Source organism: Rhizobium azibense (genome assembly GCF_004342325.1).
Lineage (GTDB): Bacteria > Pseudomonadota > Alphaproteobacteria > Rhizobiales > Rhizobiaceae > Rhizobium > Rhizobium etli_B.
Genome location: NZ_SMBJ01000010.1, coordinates 144,073 through 158,901 on the forward strand (window position 1 = coordinate 144,073; position 14,829 = coordinate 158,901).

The following is a 14,829-nucleotide window of genomic DNA, read 5'->3' on the forward strand; positions in this document are numbered from 1 at the left end:
TAGTGGCGCTAATGGCTAAATATGCTAACTTTCACGTACCTAAGGTACGCGAAAGTTAGGATGATGCCTCTTCACCTCGTTGGCGAAACCCTCGATAAAACGCGCAGCCACTACCTGGCTGAAACGGGGAAGCTTGTGCAGCTCATGCGGGGAATTTACGTTGATGCGGACGACGACATCGACGCAACGATCCTGAAACACGCCGTTCGGATTGCCCACTATCTATATCCCCGCGCCTACCTGTCCGCCGCCAGCGCTGTGTTACTCGGCCCAACGCGCGATGGACGGCTTTTCCTCAGTGGCCGCCGCAAACAGCGGACGAGGCTCCGTTCCCTGGAGATAATTCAGAACGAAGCGCCCGATCACCCTTCTATCGCACCTGCCATTATCGATGACGGCATGGGCGAGTTTCACGTCGATGTTTCTTCTATGCGCCAGCGGTTTCTGGAAGCCTTCCGCCTCCGTAGCGAGCATGCGGCCTCAATCGACGAAACTATGCGCGAAGTTATCGCCGACAGGCTGCGAGAAGAGCATGGCAGTGCGCAAGGGGCCGCGGACGCGGTCTGGGCACTTGCCCGTCAAAACCAGTGGTATAGGGAAGGCGAACTGGCAGAACGGTATTTCCTACACCGCCCAGCAGCAGCCCCCGCGCGCAACGAAGCGGCGCTTGATCTGATCGTGGCTTGGCACGGTCAGCCGATCGGGAACCTCATTCACGACGGCTTCGAGTGGCGATGGCAACAGACAGACGAGAACGGGCCCCCGCTCATTCGGCAGACGACACCGGGAAAACTGCCACCGTTCATTTTGTCGCTCCTGCCCGAAGGATGGCTCGAATCCGTCCTGAACGATCGCGATGAGCGTGCCATTTTGCGCTCTGGTAGGCGATATATGTCGAACATCATTATCGTCGAAAAGCGAAGCGAACTGGCTGCCCTACCGGCGGACATCCTGGTTACCCGTCTTGCTGCCTACTCTGAAGGCGGCGTTTTTACGGGCCGGTACGCTGGCCCGGGCCGCGACCATATTGAGCAGAGCTTTGAACGTAATCTGGCGCAAATATTCGCAAGCTCTGAAACACCGCGCCTGTCCGGAGTTCAGATCAAGGCCCCCATGTTCCTCGATCATGATGGCACCCTTTGCCCGAGCGTAGCTACGCCCTTCACTCATATTCTCAAACCTGCAGGAACGAGCGGCTTCGAAGCATTGCCGGTGATCGAATGGCAATCTCTGACGTTGGCAGCTTCTGCCGGCTTTGCGACGCCTTCAATGGCACTCGTTCCCATGCCGGACGAGATGCCGCCCGCTCTGCTCGTGGAGCGCTTTGATATACGCGCTCAAAACAAAGACCAACGACTGCTGGCTATGGAAGATTTTGCGTCAGTGTTAGGGGTGCCGACGGAAGCGAAATACGATGGCACAATAGAGCGCATTGCCCGCGCCGTGCGTCCGCTTTCAACGGCCCCAGACGAGGATGTGATGCTCATCTTCAAGCGCGCCGTGTTTGCATGGCTGATCGCCGACGGCGACATGCATTTGAAGAACCTGGCGCTTCTCAAGATCGCCGAGCCGGGTAGCCACCGGTTCAATTCAGTGAGAATGGCCCCGCTCTATGATGCAGTCACTACGCGCGTCTTTCCGAGACTGGAGCGGGATCGAATGGCATTGAAACTCAACGCCAAGGACGACCGTCTGCGCCGCGCCGATTTTCGCGCCACAGCTAGCACAATCGGAATCAGAGTGAATGACGCTGACGCCGCGATCGACGAACTTGTCTCTCGGCTGCGGCCAGGTCTTGATGAAATAACGCTTCCGCCGGTGGCACGCACCAGATCACCTGTCACCGATGCAGCGGAACGCATGCTTGTCCTTATCCGGGAACGGCTCGATGACTTTGTTTAACCCATCTCGCATTGAGGGACAGAAGGTATGCAAGCAGAAACGGCGTGGGTAAAGCCACCACTCCAAGTCGGCGGATTAGATCATCTTGCTGTGCAAGCCCCCTGCATCAACATATATGGGCGCATGCTTCCCGGCATTACCAATGTCACGGACAGAGCGCGATACTATTCGTTCTACCCATGGCTGATGTGGGCCTTCGACAAAGCCGGATACCGCGAATTCAACGATTCCTTCGTTGAGCGCTTTCGCCGCGCCGATTGCCTTTTCTGCTTGATCGCCCAACGTCATGCTGCCGTGAGCGGGGGCGATGCCGAGGATCACGCTGCAGCAATGGTTGGCAGTGAAACATTGGCGGGCGTAGCACGATCCCTTGGTAACGACAGCGCGCTCCGCCTATCCGATTTCTCTCTCCGCGAGGGAGCTATAAAGCGCTATTTCGCAAACAAGCTGGGCGGTCTTGGGCAGTATTACCTCGGCGTTCTTAGAGAGTTATCGATTCTCGATGGCGATTCATCCTCTGGTGTCCGTTACACGCGACAAGTGGGCGAGGTTATCGCTGAACAGATGGATGCGAACGTAAACCGCCAGCTATTCATGAATGCGGTCGACGCAGACCTAGTGACAACATCTCAACTGGACGAGCTAAGCGGGTTCTGTCCTTGTCAACTATGCAACAACTCTGGAGAGCAGCAAATCCTTGGAGAGCTGTTCTTTGTTCAAAACGGCTTCGATGAGAGCGAAGCGCTGCCGCGACGCAAGTCGCTTCAACTGATCTTGCACCTTGCTGATCATCTTTGCGCGAGTGACGCCGAACTATCCGAAACCCATTTCCGTGCCTGCACATACGCGGGCAGCTTGCCGGGTGGGGCGCCGTGGATCGTCCCGCATTCGCTCTCCGCTACCCGCGACAGATGGGCAATCTATGCGCGCAACGAACTACTCTCTCTGGCTGTACAAGGGCTTTTCTTTGCCCTGCTTGATGCTTACGAGGCATCGGCCATGCGTTTCGATGCGAGCGCCGACATCGCTGATTGGTTTCTAACACAGCCTGAAGTCAGCGAAGCTTTAGAGGCCTTGGGGCCGGATACAACCTTCTCCCAGTGTGTTGCTGACAGTGAGGAATGGTTACCCGCGCTCATGCGCTGGCAAAACTCGTTGCACGAGATTCAACTGACAGAGCGCATTGCCAACCTTTCGCGAGGCAAAAAATCCGCCGACAGCCGCAAGGACATCGTCCAAGCCGCTTTGCAAACGCTGATTGCCCTCGCTAGCAGGAACACCGGTACCGAACGGCAGTACGCCGACCTCATTTTTGAGGAAGAATACTTCCGCTATTACCCCATAAATCTGGAGTCGTTCGCACGGAATGCATCAGGCAGTTGGGCCTCCTTGAATATCCGCGATGTCCTTAGGTGGCTCCTCATCAATTGGGGTTTGGAGATGCACCTGCGGGTCGCGTTGCGAAAACTCCGCGGCCAGTCGCAATCAACATTCAGGATTAGACCTTCTGACCGAGGCATGGAAGTTATTGCCATACCCCCGGCAGTCCACACGAGACCGCGCTTTAATCAAGCGATCCGCGTTCTCAAGGACATAGGTGCTCTGGAGAGAACCGCTGCGGGCTGGCAGCCCAGCGCATTTGGACGAGCGCAGTTGGAGCTTGCCGATGCTTCCTAAAATTTCACTTATGGAGGAATTGAAGAAGGGCGGTTACGAAGCCTCTTTGATTACAACCTATAACGCCTACCTCCCTTTTTACGAGGATGTTGTTTTGCGGCGTCTGGTTAATGCAGGAGTCAGGCACAATGTATTGCTCATGGATGCGCAGCAGTATGCCGCATCTTTGGCTGCTCACCCGCCCCGCATTGCTGGACGACAGTACACCCTCTTGCCCGTGAAAGTTCCTGGCGCGTTTCATCCGAAGCTTGTGTTCTTAACCGGCAAGAGCAAAGCGGCGATCTTAATTGGTAGTCACAACATGACCCTCGCCGGATTTGGATTCAATCGCGAGATAACTAACGTAGTTGGGATTCAGGGAGAGAGTGACGGCACCGGCGTAGGAATTGCGCAGGCTCTGTGGGCAGAGATAGACAGCTGGCTCGACAGCTACACGCCAGGGATTCCCGATCATGTCCTCTCGATGGTTCGCCGGGTCAAGGAATTCGCCCCGTGGCTGGAGGGCAAGCCAGCTTCTGATTCTAACATAAAGCTGCTTGCGGGGCGTCCGGGGAGCGTATCACTGTGGGAACAACTGGCCAGCCTATTGCACGGTGAAACAGCGCGCGTCTCGGTTGGCGGCGCATTCTTCGATCAAGAGTTCAGTTTTTTGCAGCGCCTGAGGCGCGATCTCAAACCGCATCGGCTGACCATAGCCGTAGAGCCTGACACCGTGCAAATGCCGACTACATCTTTGGAGGGTGCATCGTTTGTTCGGGCGGAGCGATTGGGATGCGACGAAAACGCTGAAGAGCGGTATCTGCACGCAAAATTCTTACTGGTTGAGCAATCGGATGGCACCTGCGTACTCGCAACTGGCAGCGCCAATCCCAGTCGGCCGGCATGGTTAGCCGAGGGGTCTTCAGGCAATGTTGAGCTTATGCTTGCTCGTACAGGCAAGGACGCGCTGCCGACGGCGAATGCACTGGGATGTGGTAATATTCACAGCCTGCCCCCACTTACGCCAGACGATTGGCAAGCAATTCAAATCAATCAGATGCAAGAGGAGTTTCCTCCTGCCAACATACGCACCGGCATTGCCCTAGCCGAAGGCACGCGCATTATGTTCGATGCTGACCTGCTCACTGACAGGAGCGGCCTCACCTTCACATTGACTGCAGCTGACGGGAGCAGCATCAGCGATGCCTCCAAAGTCTCGATTGAAGGCCGATTTGCCTCCCTGAACTTCGATGCGGGCGATATTCAGCGCGCAGCCGCACTTCACGCGTTCTCTTCTGACGAGCAGAGATTAAACCTCATACTACATCACGCAACCCTTGTAGAAGAACAGGCCCGGAGCGGAACGCAGCGCAAATTTCGGGATGCTCTCCTCAGTCTTGAGACCGACACGCCTGACATCGGTTTGCTAATCCAATGTATCGACAAGATCATATTCGATGAGGAGAACCCTTCTGCCGCGACCGGGCTGCTCAAAGCTCACGGCGCAGCACAAACGAAAGCGGAAGCCGAAACTGAATCTCCCGAGACGCTTGCCATCGACGTTAGCGAAATGAAAAAACACCGCAAAAAGCGTCGGCTAGATCATTCTAGTGATTTTGCTTATCTTTTGGACGCCTTAATATATCACTTGCGTATCCAGGGTGAAAAATCACACGACGAAGTCGATCGACTTGGGCGAAACGAAGAAGAGCAGATTGGCGCTGATGACGATCTTGAAAGCGAGATCGCTCAACTGACGCCTGAAAAGCAAGCTGATTTGCTGCGTGTCTGTAACGCGAAAGTTCGCACTCTCGTCAATCGGATGACTTCACAGCTCAAACTATACGCCGATGGCAAACAGCCTTTTACCAAGATACTGGTTCGATTGCTTGGCGTACTGGCTGTTCTCAGAGAGCTACGCAACTGTGATGGCCGCGTCGCCTGGGTCGAAAAGGGAAAGACGACAGTTCGCAAGGAGCAGCGGCTCGCGCTGCTAGAGGCCGTAATGTTCAATCTATTTGAGGGGGAGGCCGTCACACAAAGTGCCTCGCTACTCCATCTTCAACCCCTTGGTGAAGATTTCTATGATAGCGATGAGGTAGCAAGACTGAAGGGATTGCTGCTGTGGCTTGCCTGGGACTGCGGTCTTACGATGAACTTGCAAAAGCCCCACTGGGAAACGCCCGAGGCATGCGAGCAACGAATGAAACAGAACGCGATGGTGCTGGCTCTTGCACAGACTATTGGTTCAGACGGAACCGTCACGGAGACTGCGCGCCAGAGCATCGGCGGCCTCACTTCCAGCGAGCTGGATTGGCTCAAGGATATTCAGCGCCTGGCCGATATTTGCTCGAATGTTGGCCAGAACCAGCTACCTCTGCGGCAGGGAGAGGCCGCGGAAGCAGGCGACATAGCATTTCACCGTACGGCCGAGAACTGGATTGCGCGCATCGTGGCAGGTCGCAACGGCAACAAGGTCGTTCTCATGGCGCTGAAGAAGGACAAACCTCGCGTGTCATATCAAGCCGCCCATCTGACGGTCGGAGACCCTGTATTAGCTGCACACAGAGAGCCGCCTCACAAAGCCGATCTCGACACGATTCCCGTCTAACGCTGGCGCACGATCGCCAGCGCGAAGGGAGAACGCTGTCGATCTACTTAGTTACTGCGGTGCATTTGTCTCAATAATCCTCTGGTTCCCGCGCGGTATTTCACTGATCCATCGGCTCCTAAGAATTGCGGAATATGTCAACCTTCGTTTCTAAGCACTTGCGTAGGCTTAGATCGTGAGACCCCACCTCGAACCAACCTCCAGGCTTCTGATAGAAGTCCAGTCCACGGCCGATCTTAACAACCCAGCCATTATCGATTCTGATTTCCCGGTCGTGGAGCTTTGCATTTAGGTTTATCTCCAGCTCGACATCAAGCTCAAGCAGGCTCTGCTTCAATTCCTCAAGCTTTTCTGAGATGTCCGCGAACTGGGTTTTGTCATCATAGCTTGTGGTCAAGGCAATCTTCTTGGCAACGCTGTGGCGCAGAACCGTCTCGCAGAACCGTACAAAGTTTTGGATTTGATGCGGCATGCGAATGTAAGGATCTTCTATCACCACGGACTTAGCCCCACGCAGGTAGGGCCCGAGAATAGACTCGTAGCTGTGCCCGGTGTCACCGTAGAGAATGTTGAAATGCTGTTCCTTAAGATCGGAAACACTACCGTCAGGCACGGACAACGTCGTAACTGGTGTCTCCGCCAATGGTGGCTGGCTGTTCTCAGCGCCAACGGATGAGTTGGGCGCGGCCTCACCGGCGGCTTGCTCTCCGCTTTGCCGGAGACGGCGTCTCGCGGGCTGCTGAGTAGCTTCTGCGTTTTTGGATTCCGGACAATAGACCACAACGTCTTGACCCGCTGCGTTCACGTAAGAAAGCCCAATCATTGCAAATTCGTCATCGGGCTTGCGTTTGTTCATCTGCTCTTTGACGCGCCGACGGCACTCAACCGCGTATGCGACGTACTCTTCGAACTCTTCATCAGTCGGGGCCCCATTCGGGTGCAGCACTTTCAGGAAGGCGCAGATTGTTTTCTTAATCCCCTTCTCGTCTCGACCTTCGACAGCCTTGCCGAGGCGAACCCGGCGGCTGACTTCCTCGTACCGATTGGTGTGCTTGAACTGGTAGTGGAAGGCCTCGGCCAAGTAGTCGGTAATGAAGCCATAGCGGCTCGTCAGAAACGCACTGCTGTTCTTCGGCATTTCCCAGCCTGGAATGTAGGCTGCAAAGCGATCCATCACGGCCAGATCAAGTTCTGGAGGCAGCGGCTGAAACAGGTCGTACTCGGTCGAATTGACAACCTGCTGAACCGAAAGGTCGATGTTTCCGACAAAGCTCAAGCTCGCATCGGCGATAACTTCAGCTCCGCGGGAGAACCGGCCATTGGCCATGAAGTCCTTCATGATCTGAATGGTATCAGGGTCGCGCACTTTGATACCCCCAACCTCGTCGAAAGCTACGGTATCCCAATAGCCGACAAGGCCGACTTTGCGACGGGCATTATTGTAGAACAGCGTCGCCTTCGTCGCCTGGCCACCTGAAATCAGGGTAGCATAAGGCGAAAACTCACTGAAGAAGTACGACTTGCCGGTGCCGCGTGGCCCAAGCTCAATATAGTTGTAGTTCGGCTCTACCAATGCGGCGAGGCGAGCGATGAAGTGCATCTTCACGCGCTGGTCAAGTTTGGATGGCTCCAGCCCGACCGAGCGCATAATGACGTCGATCCACTCATCGCGCGTAAAGCCATTTCTGCCCTCGGCATAGCGGGCAAAATCAAAGCGCGACAACTGAATCGGCCGCAATTCTTCGATGTAGAACGCGTATTTGTCCTCCTCGATGTCGTTATGAGCAAGGGTGACCTCCGCCCATATTCCACCTTCGAGCAGGCGGTCGTTATCGCGGTAGAATTTTTCGCCAATAGCAATACGCTGTGAATTGAAGTTTTCCAGAGAAGCCCAATGGCGCTTCTCTTTCTCCACGTAGCGCACATGAACCTTGTCGATGAAGCGATGGTTGCCCTTGGTCGCTACTTTTGATTGCGCGGCATTCGCTTCATCGGGCCGAACGTAGTTGTCTTGGAGCGTGGCGAGGACAGCTTCCATGCCTGCATCGATCTCGGCCTGGTTGTCGCTGGCGCAATAGCGCGCCAGGAGAAACTCAAGGACGAACGTGGGAACATTGGTTCCTTTCTTGATCCGGTGCAGCAGATCTTTGCGAACCACCTTCCCGTCAAAGGCCGCGAGCAGCTTCGTATCGAGGTGATCCTTGTCACTCATACTGTGTAGTCCGTTTCTAAGGTGAGGGTACTATAGCTCGCCAAAGTCGAGGGATTCAGCGCTTTGATCGTGAATTTGCCCTCGAACTCCCTATCCATGCCTAGAGCGATTTGCTTGCGCTGGCCAGGGAGCAGGGTGATTGTCCGTGTAGCCGGATTAACGTCGGCGCTCGGGCGCGGCTCCCCTACTACACGCCCTTTGGCGTCCTGCGCCTCTAGCAGGAGTTCGACACTCACGCCTTGCGAGAACATGTCATCGGAGACAAGAGAGACTTCGATGACGGGCACATAGGTGGTTATCCGCGTTGAGCCATTGCGATAATTGAGCTCAACTGTGGCGCGCGAAACAGACGGTTGCTCGGCTGCATCAAGGCGCGCCACAATTACCGGCACAATAGCCTCAGCTAGCGAGGCACCGCCGTGGAAATATAGATGGCCGCTACTGTAGGGGGCCATAGTTCGGGGTAGAGCAGTCTGAGGCGCGTCGGTGCGTATGCCGAGTTTGTCGGGCGCGATGACGAGGTTATGAGCATCTTCATTGCCTGCGCCCAGCAACATCCGGTCATGCGCGTTGATCGTCCATTTGCCAGGAGGCTTGCTGCACACATCCCCATGATCGGCCTGCGCATTGAGAAAGAAGCCGTGATCGGTCACGATGACAGCCTCATTAAATCCCATTCCTTTCAGCTTGTGCAAAGCAACGCGCACGAGCTTTAGGGTCGCAGGTATGAGTCCTAATGTCGTCTCAGGATTGTTTTCGAGCTGGCTGTCGATTTCCGTTGATCGCAGCACCAAAAGATCGACCGTGGACGCAATCTTCAATCTGTTCCGCGCAAAATCGCTGAGTAGCATCTCGCTAAAGCGGTCGCCAAATCGCTTGCGAAGGATATCCATCCGCGCGCCGACATTCGCGACCGGAGCGCTGCCGAACTTAGGCATAAGTACGCCTGTCTCGGTGCTAAGAGTGAGCTGAGCGCGCGCATCGGGGAGAAGACTCGCCATGCCCACGGGCGTGATGGTCGGCAGCTGGGCATAGGCTGCCTGAAGCTCAACAGGCCCGTCTTCCGCGACCATCTTTTCGAGTGCCACACCGAGCTCATAACGCAGGGCATCAACCAATATGTAGGCAACACGGCGCCCCGCATCCTTGAGCCGCTCTCCCACAAAATGATCAAAGACATCAACATTAGCAAGACGCCCTGCCGGCGGCCATCCTGATGCGCTGAGATGCTTCATAAACAGCGTTTGCACGCGCTCTGCCATACGGCGATACCGAAGCCGCGCCTGCTGGACGACCTCCTGCATCATGCCATGGGGATCAATGAATTCCCCAACGGCCTGCTCAAACTCGCGATGCAAGCGATCCACTTCACGCAGGGTGGTTACATAGAAGTCAATCAGGTCTGACTGCGATCGTGCATGATCGGGAAGCTGGCGTTCATAATCCTCACATGCTTCGATCAGATTGAGGCCAGAGCGAACAAGCTCCCATTGAGCCTGGCTCTCTCCTTTGCCAAGCCAAACAGAATTTTTATGCCTCATTAGGACGCGCCGCGCGGCATCAACATCGGCCGTGGTAATTCCCTTGATCGCCACCCGCAGGTAGGTGCGCTCTTCGAACGGAAACGTATCGCGCTCGCCCAAATCCTCTATAGCCGCGCACTGATTCGGCAGATCGAACTCGGCTTCAATCGTCTCTGCCCGCTCGACATAGGTTGAACGCCAGCGCGGATCATTGCGCAGGCGATCACAAACATCCTCAACAACAGGTCGCGCTTCAGGCGGCGCATGCGGAACGTCTTTCAACGATGCCGGTAGAGCGCCAGGGAGATCGAACACGAACTCACTGAAGAGCACATACCGCCACAGCTCGTCCGCAAAAGAACCCCAGGTCTTGCCGCGTGTCTTCACGGTCATGGACAGGGTGGTGCGCAAAAACTCGCGCGCCTCATCAGTCCAAGCGTCCGCGCTCTTCAACGCCACCGATTGGCGATCATTTGGCACCAGCAACGCCGCGAGGATTTCACGCCCGGATTCCACGCCTAGAGCTGCCCGCAGATGCGGCCAACTCGCGCCTCCGCCGATAGCATCAATAACGGCAAAGGCGGGGCCTGCGGGCATCGCGGCGAACGCCTTGCGAATCTCGGTGATATGGTCAGGCCGCGCTCTCAAGCACAGGCTAAGATACTCATCGCCATCATCCTGCGGGAAGACCGCGCCGCATTTTCCATAGATTGAAAACGGATCAACCTGCATCTCCTCGTCCGTCTGAGGCTTTTTTGTCGGCACGTAGATCAAGACGCCGTCCAACCCGGAATTGGGCTTCCCGACTTCTTGCAGCGCCGACAGCGCCGCCTCGCGCGCCTCTATCCCGCTCTCCGACGCATCCACGACGGTCGTTCGCTCATTGGCGAGACTCACGCATTGATCGTGATACCGCCTCTCAGAATCGTAGACGACAATGCAGCCCGCCAGGCGCAGGCGGGGTAAAAATATCTGGTCTCTTATGAAAGTCGCTATACTCATATTAATGTAGCGTCCAAAGCGTTATACATAACACAACCGCACCGCGATCTAATAATTGGAGAGTGGCGCAAAGCATTCGGCCTTGCAACGCAAACTGGAAACTTCACGAACCCTCCCCCTTCTTTCCTGCGCGCGTCTTTGGTGCGGGTGCGTCTTCATACAAATCCTCCAGTCCATGAGCGATGGCGAGTGATTTGTCCGTTCTGCATTTCTCGCGCACGCGGCTGGGCCAATAGGCCATGGCGAGGTGTGCCCAGTCATAGTCGCCCTTCTCCAGCTTGACCCAGGTGTCCTTCAACACCTTCTGCCAGGGCTTGTGGCCGAAGAGCTGCCAAAGCGGCGCGGCGGTGATCTGGACACCATCGTCATGGTTCGGCCGGTAAATCGGCGCGATCCGCAGCAGCGTGTCACGCAACTCGATCAGCTCAAGCTCAAGCGCCTGGAGTATCTCAAACGCTTTCTCGTCTTCACGCGACCGTGCGCCACCCTTCTCCCGCAGAGACGAAACATCACGACCAACGTGCTTGAGCTTCGGATCGATGAAGTCATTGACGGCGGTGTAAAGCGTCTGACTGGTCAGGCTTGGGTAGTAGAGCCAGAGCGTGTAGCTACCCGACGGTGTGGACAACGGCCAGTAGATTGGAGCCTTGCGGCGACTTTTGCTGTACAGCCTCAAATGAAGGGGGAAGAAGTCGCGCCGCAACCAACGGCGCACATCGCCAGGCACGGGTGCATCTACGCGGGCGAACACTTCTTCAATAAGCCGGGCCAGATCGTGCGAGTGGCCCAGATCATCCACCAGAATCCCAGAGTTGATGTGGAACGGCTCGGCATCGTCAGGAAGCATACCGGCGCTCTTAGTCGGAAGAGCATCAAACGGGTCAGGCTCAGACGGCGCTGCGCGCTCGTTGGTAGCTAAACGCCAGTCGAAGCGGCCAACAGCTACACCAACAGCCCAGCTTGTTAAAGCGTCAGCTTCATCGATTAGATCGGCACCTTCTTCCTCATCCGAATCCTCTGCTAGTCCCGGTTCTTCGCTGACACCTATTTGTGTCGAGTGCGAAGGATCAAACGCAATCGCACGATCCCTTTCGTCAAATCCATAAAGGTCAAATGCGATCTGGTCGATTTCAGATTGGATACCAGCAACTTCAAGTTCGATGGATGATGGATCAAATTCGCCAATACGCTGACGCAAAGGGTATGGAAGAGAAAACGCATGTGAAGTTTCCACTACCGTATCAAGGGTTCGCTTTAGAGACCACGCACGGCGCGCCAATTCGGCGAGACGCTCCTTCTCGGCGTCGTTAGGAATTGGGCTTGGCGTCGTTTGAATTACACCGACTTCAAATGAGTGAGCGGCACCGCCCGGGCGTGCATCGGCAGCTGCCAACTGGACTTCGACAAGTTTATGGTATGCGCTGCTCAAGCATATAGCCAGACCCCAAAACAGGTTCTCTTCATTGTCATTTTGTTCAATTACGGCTGGGCCTTTGTCACCAAAAATACATCCGCGCGGCATAACCCGCATCGAAAGCCGGCTCTTTGTCCTACGAGACCATGTTAAACCGGGGCGAAAATACAGCTCCTTACTAGGCACAATTGCGGATTTATAAACTTTCTCAGTTACACGCGGCGCCTCCAGATATGCGCCACCTAAATACCAATCCACCACCAAGTTGACGTCGGAATAAAAAGGACGAAACTCGCCACCCTTCGGATGGGCAACCCATCTTTCAGACTCGGCAACAACCTCATGCCAGGAGCGCAGAAAGCGGAAGTCATCATTGGAGTTTACGCCTCGCCGCGCCACGAATCCTGTATCCGCGCTTTCGAATGCGCTGTGTGTCCTGAACGCACTTCGGATCGATTCTCCAACCCAGTAAGCAAATGAAGCCCCAGGAAAAGCCTTGAAGGACTCCGTATTTGTTTGAAAAATGCGTCCATCGCTACAGTTGGATCGAAATGACAGTGACAGCTGATCGAGCACCGGGCGCTTATCAATGGCTTCTAGCAAACGAAAAAAGATCGTCATTACGTCTTCTCCAGCGCGTACGCAGCGGCTTCAACGAGAGCATCGTCCATAACACCTAAACCGAGATCAACTAAGACCTCAGGTTTAGCCAGTCCAAGAACGACATCCTCTCTCCAAAGCTTGAAACTCTTCAAAAAGAAGCAGGTGCGCGAGGTAATGGCGCCCAGACGGCCACCCTTACGCATTAACTCTAAGCTACGCTCAACAAAGATGGCGAGTAAGTCGTTTTTACTTGCAGGGTAGGACTTGATGAGCTCATCTTTAGTATTCGCAGCCAACGCACCGAACGGCGGATTCATTACAACTACGTCAAATACCTCGCGGCAATGATCGATCATCCGCAGCCCTTGAAGCGCGTCATGCGCGAACAGTCGCCCTTGATAGGTAGAGCGCGCCGCACGAGCATAGTCCGTCAACGCCTCGCGCAGCCTTGTCTCCGCTTTCTGCCATTGTGCCGTATCCTCGGCTTTGAAGAGCCTGCCATGATCTCCAAAAACCTTCCGGATCAGCGCTGGCAACTCTTTCTCCACCTGCAAAAGCACCCCTAGCTCCGGCAGCCCTTTCAAGAGGAACAGGGTTTTTTCAAACAGCTCCGCATCCAGCGGATCAAGCTCATTCATGAACCGTTTGCGCAGCTCCACCTCAGCTGGAGGTGCCACAGCCGCGACGACATGACCGCTTCCAATCTGAGGGCGATCTTTCGCCTTCACGCCGTCTTCGTGCCAGGCGCGCTGCGCCCTCAGCCACAGCGCCAAGGACGCAATCTGCGCCGCCCGCGAGTCAATATCGACGCCATAGATATTCCGCTCGATGATGAGTCGGGGGACATCGTGCATATACGCGGCTTGATCGGCATAGGTCTGCAAAAGCGGCTTCAGATCGCTGCTCCCGCCCGTCTCATTGTCCAAGCTGCCTGGCCCGTTTGCCTTCTCCCACTCCCAAGCTTCCCGATAAATCTCTAGGAAGAGATCGAACGCATAGAGCCCGAAGTGCATCGACCCGCAGGCCGGATCGAGCAGCTTGATTGTCCGCGGATCACGCAGGCGCTTGAGAGGTTCGGGCTTCTCGTCCGGCTTAACGAGCAGATACTGACAGCGGTCACGTAAGGCCGTATGTCCGCCCGTCCAGTTAAACCACAGTCGCCCTAACGTGTTGTCGACCAGAAACTCCACCACATAGCGGGGCGTAAAAAACTGATTGCGCACGGCGAGTTCACGACTGTTGCGCGGCGCCTGACTAGCGTCGCGCATGGCTTTGCGCTCTTCCTTGGAATTGAAATATTGATAAATCCACCCAATAGTTTCGTCTTCGGCCCAGAGCGGCTCAATCTCACCATGATTGATGAGATTGAGAATCTGGAGAAGGACAGGCTCGCGTGGAAAGAGCCGCCCCTGCGGCGCAAACCGCCCGAATAGGCCAGGCAAATCGAGCGCCAATTCATCGAAAACGCTCTGAAGATAGACGGCATAGGCTTCGCCCGTTTCTCCCAAGCCCGTGCCTATGAGGCGCGCATAGAGCTGAAATCCCTTAGCCTGATAGCCATTACCAACCGATTCAATCAGCAGCCCGCGCGCTTCGGCCATGCGCAGAGCGGCAAGGCGATTCAAAACTGTGAAGGCTTGCTCCCGAACGATACGATCAAGCCCTTCAAGCGCGGTCGCGTTGCCACCAGCGCAGTAGTGATCGAGCGTGTCTCGCAGAATGCGGGCTGTCTCACGCTGCTCGTCATTGAGGTGGCGCAGGTTTTCGATGGGCGTGACGATGCCGGACTTCGGATCAAGGCCGTAGTCGAGCTGGAGCTGGCGGGTAAACTCCTCCTCCAGAGTCTTACGCGCGTCATTGACGAAACGCTGCAAGCGATTGCGGGTAGCCTGATCGAACGCCATGG

General features: G+C 55.6%; 7 protein-coding genes. 3 read left to right on the plus strand and 4 right to left on the minus strand.

Annotated elements, in window-relative coordinates; all coding sequences use genetic code 11:
- Positions 1–63: 63 nt before the first annotated feature.
- From EV130_RS24165 to EV130_RS24175, 3 genes are read left to right on the plus strand one after another with little or no spacing between them, the layout of a single operon-like run.
- Positions 64–1,902, plus strand: coding sequence for a type II toxin-antitoxin system HipA family toxin (locus EV130_RS24165; RefSeq protein ID WP_132661872.1), 1,839 nt, complete (start codon positions 64–66; stop codon positions 1,900–1,902).
- Positions 1,903–1,929: 27 nt separating this feature from the next.
- Positions 1,930–3,579: a hypothetical protein gene (locus EV130_RS24170; protein ID WP_132661701.1), complete on the plus strand. Its 1,650-nt coding sequence runs from the start codon at positions 1,930–1,932 to the stop codon at positions 3,577–3,579.
- Positions 3,569–6,169 (plus strand): phospholipase D-like domain-containing protein, encoded by a 2,601-nt coding sequence (locus tag EV130_RS24175; RefSeq protein WP_132661703.1) that lies wholly within the window; start codon positions 3,569–3,571, stop codon positions 6,167–6,169. Before EV130_RS24170 ends, EV130_RS24175 begins: the two co-directional genes overlap by 11 nt.
- A gap of 118 nt (positions 6,170–6,287) precedes the next feature.
- Here the strand turns inward: EV130_RS24175 and brxL are convergent, their stop codons facing one another.
- The 4 genes from brxL to EV130_RS24195 form a co-directional block, all read right to left on the minus strand.
- A complete protein-coding gene (gene brxL, locus EV130_RS24180; protein WP_132661705.1) occupies positions 6,288–8,381 on the minus strand; it encodes a BREX system Lon protease-like protein BrxL in 2,094 nt (697 codons plus the stop codon).
- A complete protein-coding gene (locus EV130_RS24185; protein WP_132661707.1) occupies positions 8,378–10,906 on the minus strand; it encodes a PglZ domain-containing protein in 2,529 nt (842 codons plus the stop codon). The genes brxL and EV130_RS24185 overlap by 4 nt, the downstream gene beginning before the upstream one ends.
- Before the next feature lie 103 nt (positions 10,907–11,009).
- Positions 11,010–12,941, minus strand: a complete 1,932-nt coding sequence (locus EV130_RS24190) for a BREX-1 system adenine-specific DNA-methyltransferase PglX (RefSeq protein WP_165918566.1) — start codon at positions 12,939–12,941, stop codon at positions 11,010–11,012.
- The gene (locus EV130_RS24195; RefSeq protein WP_132661709.1) at positions 12,941–14,827 is read right to left on the minus strand and encodes an Eco57I restriction-modification methylase domain-containing protein; all 1,887 of its coding nucleotides are present in this window, start codon (positions 14,825–14,827) and stop codon (positions 12,941–12,943) included. Before EV130_RS24195 ends, EV130_RS24190 begins: the two co-directional genes overlap by 1 nt.
- Between the last annotated feature and the right edge of the window lie 2 nt (positions 14,828–14,829).

Coding starts and splice junctions, on each gene's coding strand:
- EV130_RS24165 (WP_132661872.1), top strand. CDS start 64: ATGCCTCTTCACCTCGTTGGCGAAACCCTCGATAAAACGCGCAGCCAC.
- EV130_RS24170 (WP_132661701.1), top strand. CDS start 1,930: ATGCAAGCAGAAACGGCGTGGGTAAAGCCACCACTCCAAGTCGGCGGA.
- EV130_RS24175 (WP_132661703.1), top strand. CDS start 3,569: ATGCTTCCTAAAATTTCACTTATGGAGGAATTGAAGAAGGGCGGTTAC.
- brxL (WP_132661705.1), bottom strand. CDS start 8,381: ATGAGTGACAAGGATCACCTCGATACGAAGCTGCTCGCGGCCTTTGAC.
- EV130_RS24185 (WP_132661707.1), bottom strand. CDS start 10,906: ATGAGTATAGCGACTTTCATAAGAGACCAGATATTTTTACCCCGCCTG.
- EV130_RS24190 (WP_165918566.1), bottom strand. CDS start 12,941: ATGACGATCTTTTTTCGTTTGCTAGAAGCCATTGATAAGCGCCCGGTG.
- EV130_RS24195 (WP_132661709.1), bottom strand. CDS start 14,827: ATGGCGTTCGATCAGGCTACCCGCAATCGCTTGCAGCGTTTCGTCAAT.